The sequence below is a fragment of the Bacillus chungangensis genome (genome assembly GCF_030812995.1).
GTDB classification, from domain to species: domain Bacteria; phylum Bacillota; class Bacilli; order Bacillales; family Bacillaceae_C; genus Bacillus_CF; species Bacillus_CF chungangensis.
Map to the genome: position 1 here is coordinate 1 of NZ_JAUSTT010000025.1, position 17,287 is coordinate 17,287.

A 17,287-nucleotide genomic window follows, 5' to 3' on the forward strand; every position below is an offset into this window, starting at 1 on the left:
TTTAATGCAAAAGTTATCAAAGCCGGTGAAATTTTACTCGTCGTAAAATTTCACCGGCTTTTTCATGTCAGAGGTGGGTTTTGTCCCAACCTCTTCTTCTTTTTTATCCATACACAATATATGAAAATATTAAACTTTAAATGTCTTATTCTTCCATTTATCAAGGCGATCAAGGCGCTGATCATTTTTTTTCACGCGCTTTTTTAAATCATTTTGATCGATTAAAATAGTCGCATTATGTGCATCCAAACTTACTTTCATACTTCCTGTCAATCCAGTAAGATCGTCAACTTTCGCTGTTAGATGTGTTATTTGAACACCTAATTGCTGTATAGAACCACCCATTTGTTCAAAACGTTTGTCTACCTGTCCGAAACGTTCATCTACTTGCTCAAAGCGTTGATCCACCTGCTGAGAACCTTGGCTCATCTCGCCGCGCATTTCTTTTAACTCTTTCATCAGCTCGCCGAACATTTCATTTTCAGTCATGTTTTTCGCCTCCTTATGAACTCTATCATAAGATATATATTTTGAAAAATCAATCACTTTATACAACAAGCGTTCGAATGGATTTCGAACGCTATTCATTAAGATGAAAAATGGTTTCCCCATGCACTTGGATTTTGCCGCCAAGCTTTTAGTGTTTCCATATCACTTTCATGAATGATTGCCAGTTTCAGTGCTGCATCAAGCAAAGCTGAATAATTTGTTAAGGAGTGCGCTTCAATGTTTGCCTCTGTCAATTGCTGCGCTGCTTTTTCTAATTCATAAGTAAAAATAGAGGCAACACCTAAAACGTCGCACTCAGCTGCACGGAGCGCTTCTACTGCTGTAAGTACACTTCCTCCCGTTGAAATTAAATCCTCTACAACGACTACTTTTTGACCACTTGCCACTTTGCCCTCAATTTGATTGCCTTTTCCATGTGCTTTTGCTTTAGAACGTACATAACTCATTGGCAGCTCCATTAGATCACTTACCCATGCTGCATGAGGGATACCAGCGGTTGCTGTTCCAGCAATCACTTCTACATCAGGAAAATGCTGCTTGATCAAAGTCGTTAAACCTCTTGCAATTTCTTTCCTAAACTTCGGATACGAAAGTGTTAAACGGTTATCACAATAAATAGGGGAGCGTAGTCCAGAAGACCATGTAAACGGCTTATCAGGCTGTAAAAAAACGGCTTTAATCTTCAATAAATCCTCTGCAATCTTATGCTTCATATTATTTCTCCTCCCATGCTTCTTTTATCTTCAAATATGCGGTTAATGGTGATGCTGATTCCGTAATCGAACGCCCTACAACAATCCCTGTCGCACCTAATTTTCGAGCATCTTCTGGTGTCACAACGCGCTTCTGATCATGTACTGCTTCACCTGGCAACCGAATGCCTGGGGTTACACGCAAAAAATGTTCATTTGTTTCGCGGCAAATGTGTGCTGCTTCTAAAGCGGAACAAACAACGCCATCTAAACCAGCCTCATACGTAAGCCGAGCATAATGAACGACTGACGTTTGCAGTGTTTTTGAAATCAGCTGCTCTTTTTGCATTTGCTCCTCAGTCGTACTTGTCAGCTGTGTTACAGCAATCAACAAAGGCCGCTGCATCCCTGCTGGAGTTCCAGCCTCAAGCCCTTCTAATGCTGCCTTCATCATATTCATTCCGCCTGCTGCATGAACATTTACCATGTCGATTTGCAAAGCTGCTAATCCTTTCAGTGCTTGATAAATAGTATTTGGAATATCATGAAGTTTTAAATCTAAAAATATATGGTGGCCTTGAGCCTTGATTGTTTCAACGATAGTTGGACCAGACTGATAAAAAAGTTCCATGCCCACTTTAACAAATAATCTTTCATCATGGAAAGACTGCAAAAACAGCTTAGCCTCTTCCCAATTTGAATAATCTAGTGCAATAACCGGCCTTTCTTCCATCTTATTTCCAGCTCCTTCCCGTAAGTTCTGAAATATGTTCGACACCTAATTCATCTAATTTATCAGGAAGTGCTGCAATCAATTTTTCACATATATAAGGATCTATAAAATTAGCCGTTCCTATTGCTACAGCGCTTGCTCCCGCATAAAAATATTCAATCACATCATCAACAGAATGAATGCCTCCCATTCCAATAATCGGAATATCTACCCGCTGGCTTACTTCATAAATCATACGAATCGCCACTGGTTTAATCGCTGGACCAGAAAGCCCCCCTGATCCGTTTGCAAGAATAGGCTTACCAGTTTTCAAGTCAATTCTCATCCCTAATAATGTGTTGATCATCGTTAAACCATCCGCCCCAGCTTCTGCCACTGCAACTGCCATCTCAACGATATTTGCGACATTAGGAGAAAGCTTTACATAGACAGGAACACTAGAAACTTCCTTCACCTGTTTCGTTAATACGTGTGCAACTTCCGGAATCGTCCCAAACGCAATTCCCCCTGTTTTCACATTCGGACAAGAAATATTCAATTCTAATGCGTGGACGTTGTGAGCGGTAGAAATTCTTTTTGCGACTTCTACATAATCTTCTACTTGTGAACCAGCAACATTAGCAATAATTGGGACATCATATTGTGCCAACCAAGGAAGTTCCTCAGCCATAACGTGCTCCAGACCAGGATTTTGCAGTCCAATTGCATTTAGCATTCCTGAGGGTGTCTCGGCTACTCGCGGTGTCGGATTCCCAAATCTTGGTTCAAAGGTTGTTGCCTTTATCATGATTGCTCCGAGGATACTTAAATGATACAACTGGCTAAATTCTTTTCCGAAACCAAAGCAGCCTGAAGCAGGCATAATTGGGTTTTTTAAAGATAGTCCTGGTAATTCAATATGAAGTCGATTCATAATACCACCTCACCAATCGGGAAGACAGGGCCGTCGCTGCATATTTTACGGTATGCAATGCCAGTCTTATCATTAGCAACATGACATACACAGGCAAAACAAGCGCCAATTCCGCAACCCATCCGCTCTTCTAATGATAGAAATGCTCTGCGATCAGAATAGCGCACCTCTAAAGCCTTTAACATCGGTGTTGGGCCGCAAGCATAAAGACAATCAAAGGAAAGTCCATTCTGATCAATCACATCTGTGACAAAGCCCTTCGTTCCTAACGTGCCATCAACAGTAGCAACATACGTTTCACCAAATTGAGAAAATTTTTCTATATAGAAAGCTTTATCCGTTGTTTCAAAACCTAGTATATGGGAAACTTGAATGCCGTTTTCTGTTAGCTGCTTTGCAAGCTCATATAAAGGTGGAACACCAATGCCGCCTCCAATTAATAATGCGTGCTGTCCAGCAGCAAGTGCATCAACAGGAAAACCATTTCCTAATGGTCCTAACACATCCACTCTATCACCTGCATGCTTCTGGGAGAGTATTTTCGTTCCTTTTCCCTCAGTTCGATAAATAAGGGTCAGCTGCTGCTTTGCTTGCTCAAAAGTGGCAATGCTAATTGGCCTTCGCAATAGTGGATCATGACCATCATGAGACCGGACATGTACAAATTGTCCAGGTTCCTTCATTTCCTCCACTAATGAGCCTTCTAATGTCAACTCATATATATCTTTGGCAATTTGCTTCTGACAGACTACTTCCATCTCATCTTGTTTGATCATTCTTGCATAACCTCTTTCTTGTCATTTAAATGTGGCATTGGCTGAGCTGTAAAAGTCATCGACTCTAAAACACCTAATATCGCACTCGCCGTATCTAATGACGTTAAACAAGGAACACCATTTTCAACAGATTCACGGCGAATACGGAATCCATCTCGCTGCGGCTGCTTTCCTTTCGTTAATGTATTGATGATCATTTGCGCTTTTCCTTGTCGAATGATATCCAATAAAGTCGGCCCTTCTGAACCAATTTTTGCAACAATTGCTGCTTCCACACCATTCTCTAGCAAAAATGCGGCTGTTCCTTTTGTTGCCATCAACGTATAGCCAATATTTGCAAAGCGTTTTGCAAGTTCAAGTGCTTCTTCCTTGTCTTTATCAGCTACTGTCAATAGAACTGTCCCGTATTCCCTCATTTCCATTCCCGAAGCAATCAACCCTTTATATAGTGCTTTTTCGAGGGTAAAATCTTTCCCCATTACTTCCCCAGTTGATTTCATCTCTGGTCCCAGAGAAATATCAACTCTCCGTAACTTTGCAAACGAAAAGACAGGTACCTTTACGTAAACACCTGCTTTTTCCGGAATAAGTCCACCTTCATAGCCTAATGTTTTTAACTTTTGTCCTAAAATCACTTTTGTCGCTACATTAGCCATTGGCACATTCGTAATTTTACTCAAAAATGGCACCGTTCTACTCGATCTTGGGTTTACTTCAATAACATAAACCTCATCCCCATAAATTACATATTGAATATTAAGCAACCCAATAATACGCAAACCCTTCGCCAGCCTTATTGTATAATCAACAATCTTTTCCTTTAGTGCATCTGAAATATTTTGTGATGGATAGACAGCAATCGAATCTCCAGAATGAACTCCCGCTCGCTCAATATGCTCCATAATTCCCGGTATTAGCACATCAATTCCATCAGAAATGGCGTCTACTTCAATTTCTTTTCCAACAAGATAACGATCAACAAGTACTGGGTGCTCTGGATTTACCCTGACCGCATTTTCCATATAGTGAAGCAATTCAGATTCTTCGTATACAATTTCCATCGCTCGGCCGCCAAGCACGTAAGATGGGCGAACGAGAACTGGATAGCCGATATCGGAGGCAATCTTGATAGCTTCTTCAATAGAAAAAGCCGTCTTTCCTTTTGGCTGCGGGATTTTTAACATACTCAAAGCCTGCTCAAATTTATCACGGTCTTCCGCTTGGTCCAAACTTTCCAGTGAAGTGCCAAGAATACGAACACCACGCTCGACAAGAGCAGCAGCAAGGTTAATCGCAGTTTGTCCGCCAAATTGAACGATGACGCCTTCAGGCTGTTCTAAATCGATGATATGCATAACATCTTCTATTGTTAGCGGCTCAAAATAGAGCTTGTCAGAAATGCTAAAATCAGTTGATACTGTTTCAGGATTATTATTCACAATAATTGCTTCAAAACCAGCTTCCTGAATTGCCCAAACCGAATGGACAGTAGCATAGTCGAATTCAATTCCTTGGCCAATCCTGATAGGGCCAGAGCCAAGTACGATGACACTTTTATGGTCGTTTTTAAGTGATTCATTTTCTTCCTCATACGTTCCATAATAATAAGGCGTTTCAGAGGAAAATTCGCCTGCACAAGTATCAACCATCTTATACACTGGCATTATCTTGTGCTCTTTCCGCCATTCGTAAATTACTTTTTCTGTTGTCTGCCACAGTTTTGCAATTGTTTTATCTGCAAAGCCCATCGCTTTTGCTTGCTTTGCTATCTCTTTATTAAATGCTGCTTGACCCAATTCTCTTTCTAGTGTAATCAGCTTCTTTAACTTGTAAAGAAAAAATAGATCAATACTGCTCCAATCATGAAGTGTTTCAATTGCTATCCCTCTTCGCAGTGCTTCTCCTAGATAAAAAAGTCTTTCGTCTCCAGCTTTTTTAATTCTTTTTTCTAATAAAACATCAGCAATCATTTCCCCATCCTGCAGTTCAAGATGATAGACATTGCTTTCTAAAGAACGAACTGCTTTCAAGAGTGATTCTTCAAAAGTTCGGCCGATTGCCATTACTTCTCCTGTTGCCTTCATTTGTGTTCCTAAATGTCTGCTTGCCGATTCAAACTTATCAAACGGCCACCTTGGGATTTTTGTCACAACATAATCTAAAGCCGGCTCAAAGCAAGCATAAGTTTTACCGGTAACAGGATTCATCATTTCATCTAAAGAAAATCCTACAGCAATTTTTGCAGCTAACTTAGCAATTGGAAAACCAGTTGCCTTTGATGCAAGTGCGGAAGAACGGCTGACACGAGGGTTTACTTCAATCACATAGTATTGAAAACTCTTTGGATCAAGTGCAAGCTGGACGTTACAGCCGCCTTCGATGCCAAGTTCCCGAATGATTTTTAATGATGTATTTCTTAACATTTGATATTCGCGATCACTCAATGTTTGACTAGGTGCAACGACAATGGAGTCTCCTGTATGAATACCAACTGGATCAACATTTTCCATATTGCAAACGACAATCGCATTATCATTTGCATCACGCATTACTTCATATTCGATTTCTTTAAAACCAGCAATGCTTTTTTCAAGGAGGCATTGATGCACTGGACTCTGTTTTAAACCACTGGAAACAATATCAATTAGTTCTTCTTTATTTTCACAAATGCCGCCGCCTGTCCCGCCGAGTGTGTATGCGGGACGTACAATAACTGGATAACCAACTTTCTTAACAAACAGATATGCTTCTTCTAATGAATGAACGATGTCGCTATCAGGAACTGGTTCATGAATATCGTTCATCAACTGTCTGAAAAGTTCACGATCCTCTGCCTGTTCAATCGCATCAAGCTTTGTACCCAGTACCTCAACTTGACATTCCTCCAAAACGCCTGCGTTGGATAATGCAATTGCTAGGTTAAGTCCCGTTTGTCCACCTAGCGTTGGTAAAATTGCATCGGGACGCTCTTTTCGAATAATGCGGCCTACAAATTCAACGGTGAGAGGTTCTATATATACAGCATCTGCCATTTCAGGATCGGTCATAATCGTTGCAGGGTTAGAGTTAACAAGAATAACGCGATATCCTTCCTCTTTTAATGCAAGACAAGCTTGTGTGCCAGCATAATCAAACTCTGCCGCCTGTCCAATGACAATCGGACCTGAACCAATTACGAGAATACTTTTAATGTCTGTACGTTTAGGCATGATTGCTCTCCTCTCTTTTTCTCACTTCAATCATTTGTAGAAACTCGTCAAACAGATATTTAGCATCCTCAGCTCCCGGAGATGCCTCTGGATGAAACTGGACACTAAAAGCAGGATGTATCTTGTGAACTAAACCTGCAATCGTATGATCATTTAGGTTTCGATAGGTAATTTTTAATGAAGTTGATAGTGCATCATCTTCTTTCACCGTATATAGATTGTTTTGTGCAGTAAAAATTACTTTATTTGTATGTACATTTTTTACTGGATAACTTGAACCATGATGGCCAAATAACATTTTTTCAATTTCAGCGCCATTTGCAAGTGCGAATAACTGATGGCCAAGACCGATTCCAAACAGAGGGATTTTCCCAAGTATTGTTTGAATCATTTCTATTGTTTCTGTTGCATGAAGCGGATTTCCGGGACCATTTGACAGCAGCACACCATCCGGCTTTAATGCAAGAATATCTTGAGCAGATGTATCATAAGGTAAAACTGTTACATCACATTGACGCTGATTGAGCTCGCGTAAAATCCCATGCTTTAATCCAAAATCAACTACCACGATGTTATAACCTCTTCCAGGACTTGGGAAATGTTTTTGTGTAGATACTTGCTTTACTTGATCCTTTGGGAGGGGGGTTGCTTTTAAACGAGCGACAATATCGTCTGTCTTTTCATCCACATTGCAGAATGCACCTTTTAAGATGCCTTTTGATCGAATCATTCTCATTAGCTTCCTAGTATCGATGCCAGCTAACCCAGAAATGCCTTTTTGCTGCAAAAAATGATCTAGTGTCATGTCACTTCGCCAGTTTGAAGGAAATTCAGCCGCTTCTTTTACAATCAATCCCTTTATTGTAGGATGAATTGTCTCAAAATCATCACGATTAATGCCGTAATTGCCAATTAGTGGATAAGTCATCAATACTATTTTCCCATGGTTAGTAGGATCGGAAATTATTTCTTGATAACCTGTTATGCTCGTATGAAACACAACCTCTCCAATGCATTCACGTTCACTTCCAAATGCCGTTCCTACAAAGACTGACCCATCCTCAAGGATAAGCTGCTTTTTCATTCAAACTCACTTCCTTCCGCCCATTTTAATATGCCATCCACAAATGTTGCTACGGGCCATCCTTTACATATCCAACCTGCAAATGGTGTATTTTTTCCTTTCGAAGCAAATTCGGCAGGGTCGATGTTTTTCTCTTTGTTTAAATCGAGAATAACGATATCAGCAACATTACCAATTTTTAACGTACCATACGGAAGCGCAAAGGTTTCTGATGGAATGACTGTTAACCAATCAATAAGCTGTTTCAGTGAAAAGATTCCTGTTGCAACAAAATGAGTATAAAGTAGAGGAAATGCCGTTTCGAGGCCAACAATTCCAAATGGCGCCATTTTCAAGCCTGCCTGTTTTTCCTCTTCTGTGTGCGGCGCATGATCTGTAGCAATAAAATCAATTGTGCCATCAAGCAAGCCTGCGATTAATGCTTGTTTATCTTCTATGCTTCTTAAAGGCGGGTTCATCTTAAAGTTCCCATCATCGCCGGGAATATCATGTTCACTTAAAAGCAAATGATGAGGGGTAACCTCAGCTGTCACCCTTATTCCTGCACGCTTCGCATCACGTACAACTCGAACAGATTCTTTCGTACTAATATGGCAAACATGATAATGGCAATTGGCTGCTTCCGCCAATAGCACATCTCTTGCAATATGAACAGATTCACAAACAGACGGGATGCCAGGGATGCCATGTTTTCTCGAAAATTCCCCCTCGTGAACTGCTCCACCATATATAAGAGAATTATCCTCACAATGAGCGACAATTGCCATGTCAAGGTTCGCAGCAAGCTTCATCGCTTCTAACATTTTACTAGCTTCTTGCACTCCAACTCCATCATCTGTAAAAGCGAAAGCGCCTGCCTTTTTTAAACCGTGGAAATCGGTTAGCTCACGGCCAAGCTGGCGCGTCGTAATCGCACCATAAGGCAATACTCGAACATGTCCTGTCTCTTTTGCTCTTTGAACAACCCACTCCATTTGCTCTGGCGTGTCTGGGACTGGACGGGTATTTGGCATCGCTGCTACTGTTGTAAAGCCCCCTTTTGCTGCAGCCATTGTCCCTGTTGCAATTGTTTCTTTCTGTTCTCCTCCTGGTTCTCGCAAATGAATATGTAAATCTACAAACCCTGGAGATATAAGAAAACCTGTGGCATCAAATTCTTTTTCACCATTGTTAACGAGATTTGGTGCAATTTCCGCTATTTTCCCATCTATGATTCTAATATCAACTATTCGCTCTTCTCCATTTTGCTCAATGATTGTCCCATTCGTTATGAACCAATTCAATTTAACCCCTCCTAGTGGCTGAGCACTCTTTTTAAAATTGCCATTCTGACGAAAACACCATTTTTAATTTGTTGAAAAATACGAGATCGTTTGCATTCTACTAATTTATCTGCGATCTCCACATTGCGATTGACTGGGGCTGGATGCATAATAATGCTATCTTTTTTCATCCGTTTTTCCCGTTCTTCTGTCAACCCATATCGTTGGTGGTATTCTTCTTTTGAAAGGGCAGCAGTTTCATGATGGCGCTCATGTTGGATGCGTAGAAACATACATACATCTGCATGCTCTACCACTTCATCAATTTCCAAGTATTCTCCCGCTTGTAAATAAGATGTACGAAACCATTCCTTCGGGCCTGAAAACATGACATTTGCACCTAGCCTTTTTAACACTTCTGCATTGGAACGAGCGACACGGCTATGCATAATGTCCCCAACAATTGCGACATTGAGATTTTCAAAGCTTCCGAATTCTTGTTCTATTGTAAATAGATCAAGCAGTGATTGTGATGGATGATGACCACAACCATCGCCGCCATTTATAAGCGGAATTTCTAAGTTATCAACAAGTTCCTGATAAAAACCATCTTGATCATGACGGATTACAGCAACATCTACTCCTACTGCTTCAAAAGTTTTTACCGTATCGTACAAAGATTCGCCTTTCGTTAAGCTAGATTTGTCTATTTCAAAAGGTATTACCTCTATGCCAAGCTTTCGTTCCGCTATTTCGAAACTGCTTTTTGTCCGTGTGCTTGGTTCAAAGAAAAGATTGACTGCATATCTTTTCTCCGCTGGGAACCATTGGGCCCCTTTAGAAAACTGATTCGCATCTTGTAAAAGCTCCTTGATTTCAATAATGGTTAAGTCATTTAACGTAAGAAAATTGCTCATTTTCAGTTTCCTCCAGTCACTTCAATTTACGGGGCATAAATCTGTGCCTTAAAGATCAATTTCCATTATGAACACTTATAAATAAGGGTGGGGAATCCCCGCTTATAGAAACGGGGAGCTATGCTGCATGATCAGATTGATCTCCAAACATATTCTTTCCTTCCACTTTGTCTCGTCCTGGAAGGACAAGATTTAAAATAACTCCAATGATTGCCGCTAGCGCCATGCCTGAAATCTGCATCTGATCACTTACTTGAATAAAAGCCCCACCAACACCGATCACCAAGATGACAGAAGAAATAATTAAATTTCGTTTTTTGCCAAAATCAACTTGTTGGTCAATTAACATGCGCAAACCGCTGGAAGCGATAATCCCGAATAGGAGAATTGAAACGCCTCCCATCACCGCAGAAGGAATCGTTCCTATCAAAGCTGTGATTTTTCCGATAAAACCGAAGCAAATTGCTAGTACTGCTGCTCCGCCAATAACGAAGACACTGTATACTCTAGTAATAGCCAAGACACCAATGTTTTCTCCGTATGTTGTATTAGGCGGCCCCCCAATTAGTGAGGCAATCACTGTCGCGATTCCATCCCCAAGGATAGAGCGATGCAAACCTGGTTTTTCAAGAAAATTTCGCCCGACTACTTTACTTAACACCATTTGATCACCTGTATGCTCAGCGAGCGTAACAAGGGCAACAGGCACCATTATAAAGACAACCTCCCACGAAAAAGATGGAGTGTAGGTTACAAACGGAATCACAAAGTCTGGTATTTCAAAAAAGGGTGCAGCGATAACTGAAGTAAAATCTACTAAGCCAGCAATAACTGCTATCGCATATCCGCCTGCGATGCCAATGAGTATTGGTATTAGTCCAAAAAACCCTCGTAAAAACATCGTGCTTATAATCGTAATTGCAAGAGTTGCTAATGCTACCAATAAGTGTTTTGTACTATAAATGAGTTCCGCAGGTGGTGCTCCAGGATTTTGATATGTTGCCATTTCAATTGCAGTTCCTGCTAATCCAAGACCAATGACGATAATGATTGGACCAACGACGACTGGAGGCAATAAATGCATCAGCCATTTCAACCCCATTTTCCATATAAAGAGCGCCACTAGTCCATAAACAAGACCAGCCAAAAACGTTCCCAGCATCGCTGCTTCCGCGCCTCCTAATGATTTAGCAGCGATGATTGGCGCGATAAAAGCGAAAGAAGAACCTAAGTAGGCCGGAATCTGTCCTTTCGTAATAAACAAATAAGCGATTGTTCCCAGCCCGCTTGAAATAAGGGCAACGCCAGGGCTTAATCCGACTAGCATTGGTACAAGGACAGTTGCACCGAACATTGCAAATAAATGCTGTAAACTAAGTGTCAGCCATTGAGAGAATTTCGGTACTTCCTGTACTTCTAATATTGCTTTTTGTTCATTGTTTTCCATGATGATTCCTCCCTGCATGATGTTTTTTATCAACATATTTTCCAGTCAAGCTATAGTCACATATTGTAATTTATCGATTGCCGCCTCATAAAAAAACACCCTCAATTGTTCAAAAAAGACACAAAGAGGGTGTGGTAGCCAAAAAATGCTCTCAAGCAAGCTGCCCCCTTTGTCAGCCTCACTGGACTGCTTTTAAAAGAGGTTATATGATAAAGTTTTTAGACACTCATTTCTCAAAAATCGTTACTTGATCAGATTGATCGACTTCTATTAATTCAACAACGATTCGTTCTGCACTTGAAGTCGGAACATTTTTACCTATGAAATCTGCACGAATCGGTAATTCACGATGGCCTCGATCTATTAAAACAGCAAGCTGAATTTGCGCAGGCCGTCCAACATCCATAAGGGCGTCCATAGCGGCACGCACTGTTCTACCCGTATACAAAACATCATCGACTAAAATCACTTTTTTATTCGTAACATCAATCGGGATATCAGCGCCCTTCACTTCTGGTTCCCCATGATGATGTTTTTTAGATAAGTCATCTCGATATAATGAAATATCCAGTTCACCGACTGCAATCGGCTGTCCTTCAATCTTTTCTATTCGTTCCGCTAATCGGTTTGCGAGGTGGATGCCACGAGTTTTTATACCAGCTAATAAACAATGTTCAATCCCTTTATTTCTTTCAATGATCTCATGTGCTATTCGAGTTAATGCACGTTGGATCGCTTTGTCATCTAAAATAATTGCTTTTTGCATCATTTTCCACCTCTCTTTCCATTAAAAAACCTCACGCCAGAGGCGAGAGGTATACGTATCCTACAGTTGCAGGCAGCACAAAACAAAAGTACTGCTGATCGTTCCTTCTCAGCCTCACGGGACTGTATTAAAGGCTTATTTAATTACTAATAGTTTAATGCTAATTCCCCTGCTTTGTCAATCATTTTTTCGAAGAGATGCAAGCAATGTTGTAAAATATGCTGGCAACGGCGCTCGAAATTCTAAATATTCCTCTGTTCTTGGATGTTGAAAACCAAGTAATCCTGCATGCAAAGCTTGCCCTTCAAGCTGCAATGTCTTCTTAGGACCGTAAGTCGGATCACCGACAAGTGGAAACCCTATATATTGCATATGTACGCGGATTTGGTGTGTCCGCCCTGTCTCTAATGTACATTCCAACAAAGTATAGTCCTGAAACCGTTCTAAGACATGGAAATGTGTCACTGCTTTTTTCCCATTGTCCACAACAGCCATCCGCTGTCGATGTTCGGGGTCCCGACCTATTGGTGCATCTACTGTCCCGTCATCATGTGGGACGCGTCCATGAACGAGTGCACAATATTTCCTTGTGACTGTTTTATCAACAAGCTGTCCTACTAACTGTTGATGAGCTTCATTATTTTTTGCTGCCATTAGCAGCCCCGAAGTATCTTTATCGATTCTGTGTACAATTCCTGGGCGAAGGGGCCCATTTAAATCCGACAGTTCTCCGCAATGTGCTTTTAAACCATTTGCCAACGTTCCGCTGCTATGGCCAGCTGCTGGATGTACAACCATCCCTTTTGGTTTATTAATCACGATGACATCATCATCTTCATAGGCAATGTCAAGATCCATCCTTTCTGGAGAAACAATTAATTCATCTTTTTCAGGCACTTGAATGGTAATGTCATCTCCTGTTGTACATTTGTAATTTGCCTTTGATTGGCGATTATTTACAAGTACATTGCCATCTTTTATCCATTGCTGGACTTGAGAACGAGACCATTCCTTATGTAAACTTGCAACAACTTTATCAAGGCGCTCCTCATGCTGATGTTCAAGAATGGTATATTTTTTTATTTCCACGGCTGCTCTCCTTTGCTTTTCGTTCTTCCAAAAACATTTGAATCAATAAAAGTATGACACCAATGGTCAATGCCGAATCGGCAATATTAAAGATTGGAAAGTCATAAGTAAAAATATATGTGTTAATAAAATCAACAACTTCTTTACGAAACAAACGATCAATAAAATTGCCAATTGCGCCTCCAAGAATGAAAGCAAGACTTATACCTAATAGAGGCTTCCCTTTTGCATGTTTATTCATGTAATATAAAATCCCGCACACAACAATCACTGTTATAATGTAAAACAGCCACATTTGCCCTTCTAAAATACCCCATGCAGCCCCTTTATTGCGATGTGAAGTGAGATAAAGAAAATCATCAATAATCTTGATCGTCTCTCCCACTTCCATTCGTTGAACAACCAACCACTTTGTCCATTGGTCTAACCCAATGACAATCAGCGCCACGATATAAAAGTAAATCACAAAGTCAACCTCCATCTCCAATAACTGCTATGTAAGCATTTTAACATAAAAGAAATCAAGGGAACAATGAACTGAAAATGCTAAGAACCAAAAAAGCCTCGAAAAAAACAAACTCTTTCGAGGCTAATCTGTGTTTGACAAACGGTTATTGTTTTTAATGAATAGTTATTTCCTAATTTTTCACAACCGTAGCACAGCGCGCACAAAGTGTCGGATGATCTTTATCCATTCCTGTATCGGTTGTTACGACCCAACAGCGTTCACATGTTTCTCCTTCAGCCTTTTCCACGACAATGGCAGCGTGCTCCAACTTTAATGCATGATCTGGAGCGTCTTTCAACATGCCGCCAATTTTAAAGTCAGAAACAATAAAGAGCTGCTTCAGATTCGCATCCACTAAACTTGCTAATAAATCCTTCGTCTCCTCTGTTACATAAAGTGTCACTTTTGCAGTCAACGATTTTCCAATCACTTTTTCGTTTCTCGCTTCTTCCAACGCTTTTAGTACATCGTCACGCAGCTTTAAAAATTGCTGCCATTTTTCTGTTAAAGCCTCTGCATTCGGCAGTTCCTTCACTACAGGCATATCTGTCAATTGAACACTATCTGCTTCCACATGTGGAATATAGGACCAAACCTCATCTGCTGTGTGAGCTAAAATCGGAGAAAGCAATTTTGTCAAAGCAATAACCGTTTCATAAAAGACGGTTTGCATTGCACGTCTCTCTAAATTATTTTCCGTTTCAATATATAAGATATCCTTTGCAAAATCTAAATAGAAGGAACTTAAATCAACAGTGCAGAAATGATTCACATGGTGATAAATGTTTGCAAATTCATAATGCTCATAAGCATGAAGAACATCTTTCACCAAATTATTTAATTTCACAAGCATAAACTGGTCTACTTCACGAAGTTTATCAAAAGCAATAGCATCTGTTTCTGGGTGAAAATCTGCTAGATTTCCGAGTAAGAAACGGAACGTGTTTCTGATTTTACGGTAAACCTCTGTTACTTGTTTCAAAATCGCATCAGAGACACGCACATCAGATTGATAATCAACAGAAGCCACCCAAAGTCGAATAATATCTGCTCCTAATTGTTTAATTACTTTTTCAGGAACAATAACATTGCCTAACGATTTACTCATTTTCCGCCCTTCTCCATCAAGTGTAAAACCGTGGCTGAGTACACCTTTATATGGAGCCGTTCCTGTTACCGCAACCGCAGTTGTCAGTGAAGAGTTAAACCAGCCGCGATACTGATCAGATCCTTCTAAATAAAGATCAGCTGGCCTTTGCAAATCCTCTCTTTCCAGCAACACTCCTTGGTGAGAAGAACCAGAGTCAAACCAAACATCCATAATATCCATTTCTTTTGTGAAAAGTCCATTTGGACTGCTTGGATGTGTAAAACCTTCAGGCAGCAAATCCTTTGCTTCCCGTTCAAACCAAACGTTTGACCCGTATTGTCTGAAAAGGTTAGATACATGGTCAATTGTTTCATCTGTAATAATGGCTTCCCCATTTTCTCCATAAAACACAGGAATCGGAACACCCCAGATACGTTGGCGTGAAATACACCAATCTCCTCTGTCACGCACCATATTAAATAATCGGGTTTCGCCCCAAGCTGGAACCCACTTTACATTCTTAATGGCTTCTAATAGTGCTGGACGGAATTTCTCAATTGACGCAAACCATTGAGAAGTTGCTCGATAAATAACCGGCTTCTTTGTCCGCCAATCATGAGGGTACGAGTGAGTAATGAAAGTTAATTTTAAGAGCGCACCCACTTCTGTTAATTTGTCAGTAATTTCTTTATTCGCTTTATCATAAAATAAGCCTTCAAATCCAGGTGCTTCGTCTGTCATGACACCTTTAGCATCAACTGGAGAAAGCACACCCAACTCATATTTCTGACCGATAAAAAAGTCATCCTCACCATGACCAGGCGCTGTATGAACACAACCAGTACCTGAATCAGTTGTCACATGCTCGCCAAGCATCACAAGAGAATCCCTTTCATAAAATGGATGTTTTGCGACAATATACTCCATTTCATTTCCTTTTAACTTTTTGATTACCTTCGGATTTTCTTCCCAGCCGACTACTTCTGAAACCTCTTTTAACAGTGATTCTGCCACAACATATTTTTCATTCTCTACTTCAACAACTACATAAGTAAAATCTGGGTGGATGGCAATCCCTAAATTTGCAGGAATGGTCCAAGGAGTAGTCGTCCAAATAACCATTTTCGTTCCTTGGTCAAGGACACCCTTTCCATCGGTCACCGTAAATGCTACATAAATAGATGGCGATCGCTTATCTTTATATTCAATTTCAGCTTCTGCAAGTGCAGATTCACTGCTTGGCGACCAATACACCGGTTTTTTTCCTTTGTAAATGTAGCCTTTTTTCGCCATTTCACCAAACACTTTAATTTGTTGGGCTTCATAAGCAGGTTTCAAGGTAACATACGGGTTTTCCCAACACCCGCGAACACCTAGCCGTTTAAAGGAAGAACGTTGATTATCAATCTGTTCATATGCATACTCTTCACAGCGTTTGCGAAATTCAGCTGTGCTCATTTCTTTGCGTTTTACTCCTTTGTTTGCCAACGCATGTTCAATTGGCAAACCATGAGTATCCCATCCAGGCACATATGGTGCACAGTAGCCTGTCATAGATTTATAACGAACAATGAAATCTTTTAACGTTTTATTTAGAGCATGTCCCATATGCAGATCACCATTTGCATATGGAGGACCGTCATGAAGAACAAACAATGGCCTTCCTTTTGTACGATCCTGCACCTTTTCATAAATATTCATTTCTTCCCATTTCGCTTGAATTTCAGGTTCTCTTTTTGGTAAATTGCCTCGCATCGGAAATTCCGTTTTCGGCATAAGCAATGTATCTTTATAATCCATTTTTATCCTCCTTGTATCATTTAACCTACATCTCATTGTCGAGCCAGCTCTCTACCTCAAAAATATGTGCAATAAAAAAGTATAGGTGAGGAATATGTGACTCTCACTGATGGAAGTTTCAGTTTATAATAAATGGAACAACAAAAGCCTTCTCATCCCGAAAGGGACGAGAAGGCTTCTTCCCGTGGTACCACCCTAATAGACAAAAAAAGTTTTTGTCCACTCTATCATTCATAACGTGAATGAATCGCTCATAACTACTTGCATATCGCTTTCACTTTGAGTACTCAAGGGTGATATTCCAGTCCTTCATTTATCAGGCTTCCACTCTCCCTGAATCGCTGTTCTGCTTTTTCGAAGTACTGTACTGTCCCTATCATCGTTTTTACCATTTATTCCCTTATAAAAAGTAAGAAATGAACTTTTCCTCACTTTTAATCATTATATAAACAGCATATAGGAATTCTCTTTCATAGCCATAGATAAAGTCA

Annotated in this window: 14 protein-coding genes and 1 other annotated feature; all 14 genes read right to left on the bottom strand. The window is 40.4% G+C overall.

Features of this window, described 5'->3' with window-relative positions:
- Nucleotides 1-129: 129 nt before the first annotated feature.
- The 14 genes from J2S08_RS17400 to ileS all read right to left on the bottom strand — a co-directional run bounded on the left by J2S08_RS17400 (nt 130) and on the right by ileS (nt 16,796).
- Nucleotides 130-489, bottom strand: a complete 360-nt coding sequence (locus tag J2S08_RS17400; protein ID WP_307231786.1) for a hypothetical protein — start codon at nt 487-489, stop codon at nt 130-132.
- A 98-nt stretch (nt 490-587) separates the two neighbouring features.
- The gene (gene pyrE, locus J2S08_RS17405) at nt 588-1,223 is read right to left on the bottom strand and encodes an orotate phosphoribosyltransferase (RefSeq protein WP_307231788.1); all 636 of its coding nucleotides are present in this window, start codon (nt 1,221-1,223) and stop codon (nt 588-590) included.
- A 1-nt stretch (nt 1,224) separates the two neighbouring features.
- A complete protein-coding gene (gene pyrF, locus J2S08_RS17410; RefSeq protein WP_307231790.1) occupies nt 1,225-1,935 on the bottom strand; it encodes an orotidine-5'-phosphate decarboxylase in 711 nt (236 codons plus the stop codon).
- A 1-nt stretch (nt 1,936) separates the two neighbouring features.
- Nucleotides 1,937-2,848 carry a dihydroorotate dehydrogenase gene (locus tag J2S08_RS17415; RefSeq protein WP_307231792.1) on the bottom strand — a complete coding sequence of 304 codons (912 nt, stop codon included), beginning with the start codon at nt 2,846-2,848 and terminating at the stop codon, nt 1,937-1,939.
- A complete protein-coding gene (locus J2S08_RS17420) occupies nt 2,845-3,624 on the bottom strand; it encodes a dihydroorotate dehydrogenase electron transfer subunit (protein WP_307231794.1) in 780 nt (259 codons plus the stop codon). The genes J2S08_RS17415 and J2S08_RS17420 overlap by 4 nt, the downstream gene beginning before the upstream one ends.
- Nucleotides 3,621-6,833 carry a carbamoyl-phosphate synthase large subunit gene (gene carB, locus J2S08_RS17425; RefSeq protein WP_307231796.1) on the bottom strand — a complete coding sequence of 1,071 codons (3,213 nt, stop codon included), beginning with the start codon at nt 6,831-6,833 and terminating at the stop codon, nt 3,621-3,623. Before carB ends, J2S08_RS17420 begins: the two co-directional genes overlap by 4 nt.
- Nucleotides 6,826-7,917 (bottom strand): carbamoyl phosphate synthase small subunit, encoded by a 1,092-nt coding sequence (locus J2S08_RS17430; RefSeq protein WP_307231798.1) that lies wholly within the window; start codon nt 7,915-7,917, stop codon nt 6,826-6,828. Before J2S08_RS17430 ends, carB begins: the two co-directional genes overlap by 8 nt.
- The gene (locus tag J2S08_RS17435) at nt 7,914-9,200 is read right to left on the bottom strand and encodes a dihydroorotase (protein ID WP_307231800.1); all 1,287 of its coding nucleotides are present in this window, start codon (nt 9,198-9,200) and stop codon (nt 7,914-7,916) included. The genes J2S08_RS17430 and J2S08_RS17435 overlap by 4 nt, the downstream gene beginning before the upstream one ends.
- A gap of 11 nt (nt 9,201-9,211) precedes the next feature.
- A complete protein-coding gene (locus J2S08_RS17440; RefSeq protein ID WP_307231802.1) occupies nt 9,212-10,096 on the bottom strand; it encodes an aspartate carbamoyltransferase catalytic subunit in 885 nt (294 codons plus the stop codon).
- A gap of 118 nt (nt 10,097-10,214) precedes the next feature.
- The gene (locus tag J2S08_RS17445; protein WP_307231803.1) at nt 10,215-11,543 is read right to left on the bottom strand and encodes a solute carrier family 23 protein; all 1,329 of its coding nucleotides are present in this window, start codon (nt 11,541-11,543) and stop codon (nt 10,215-10,217) included.
- Nucleotides 11,544-11,769: 226 nt separating this feature from the next.
- The gene (pyrR, locus tag J2S08_RS17450; RefSeq protein ID WP_307231804.1) at nt 11,770-12,309 is read right to left on the bottom strand and encodes a bifunctional pyr operon transcriptional regulator/uracil phosphoribosyltransferase PyrR; all 540 of its coding nucleotides are present in this window, start codon (nt 12,307-12,309) and stop codon (nt 11,770-11,772) included.
- Between the two features lie 177 nt (nt 12,310-12,486).
- Nucleotides 12,487-13,398 carry an RluA family pseudouridine synthase gene (locus J2S08_RS17455; RefSeq protein ID WP_307231806.1) on the bottom strand — a complete coding sequence of 304 codons (912 nt, stop codon included), beginning with the start codon at nt 13,396-13,398 and terminating at the stop codon, nt 12,487-12,489.
- Nucleotides 13,370-13,861 carry a signal peptidase II gene (lspA, locus tag J2S08_RS17460; RefSeq protein ID WP_307231911.1) on the bottom strand — a complete coding sequence of 164 codons (492 nt, stop codon included), beginning with the start codon at nt 13,859-13,861 and terminating at the stop codon, nt 13,370-13,372. The genes J2S08_RS17455 and lspA overlap by 29 nt, the downstream gene beginning before the upstream one ends.
- A gap of 175 nt (nt 13,862-14,036) precedes the next feature.
- A complete protein-coding gene (ileS, locus tag J2S08_RS17465; RefSeq protein WP_307231808.1) occupies nt 14,037-16,796 on the bottom strand; it encodes an isoleucine--tRNA ligase in 2,760 nt (919 codons plus the stop codon).
- 159 nt (nt 16,797-16,955) lie between these two features.
- Nucleotides 16,956-17,185, bottom strand: a binding site (T-box leader).
- Between the last annotated feature and the right edge of the window lie 102 nt (nt 17,186-17,287).

What these genes read in the sequence shown, in the direction of transcription:
- J2S08_RS17400 (WP_307231786.1), bottom strand. Translation starts at nt 489, where the DNA reads ATGACTGAAAATGAAATGTTCGGCGAGCTGATGAAAGAGTTAAAAGAA.
- pyrE (WP_307231788.1), bottom strand. Translation starts at nt 1,223, where the DNA reads ATGAAGCATAAGATTGCAGAGGATTTATTGAAGATTAAAGCCGTTTTT.
- pyrF (WP_307231790.1), bottom strand. Translation starts at nt 1,935, where the DNA reads ATGGAAGAAAGGCCGGTTATTGCACTAGATTATTCAAATTGGGAAGAG.
- J2S08_RS17415 (WP_307231792.1), bottom strand. Translation starts at nt 2,848, where the DNA reads ATGAATCGACTTCATATTGAATTACCAGGACTATCTTTAAAAAACCCA.
- J2S08_RS17420 (WP_307231794.1), bottom strand. Translation starts at nt 3,624, where the DNA reads ATGATCAAACAAGATGAGATGGAAGTAGTCTGTCAGAAGCAAATTGCC.
- carB (WP_307231796.1), bottom strand. Translation starts at nt 6,833, where the DNA reads ATGCCTAAACGTACAGACATTAAAAGTATTCTCGTAATTGGTTCAGGT.
- J2S08_RS17430 (WP_307231798.1), bottom strand. Translation starts at nt 7,917, where the DNA reads ATGAAAAAGCAGCTTATCCTTGAGGATGGGTCAGTCTTTGTAGGAACG.
- J2S08_RS17440 (WP_307231802.1), bottom strand. Translation starts at nt 10,096, where the DNA reads ATGAGCAATTTTCTTACGTTAAATGACTTAACCATTATTGAAATCAAG.
- J2S08_RS17445 (WP_307231803.1), bottom strand. Translation starts at nt 11,543, where the DNA reads ATGGAAAACAATGAACAAAAAGCAATATTAGAAGTACAGGAAGTACCG.
- pyrR (WP_307231804.1), bottom strand. Translation starts at nt 12,309, where the DNA reads ATGCAAAAAGCAATTATTTTAGATGACAAAGCGATCCAACGTGCATTA.
- ileS (WP_307231808.1), bottom strand. Translation starts at nt 16,796, where the DNA reads ATGGATTATAAAGATACATTGCTTATGCCGAAAACGGAATTTCCGATG.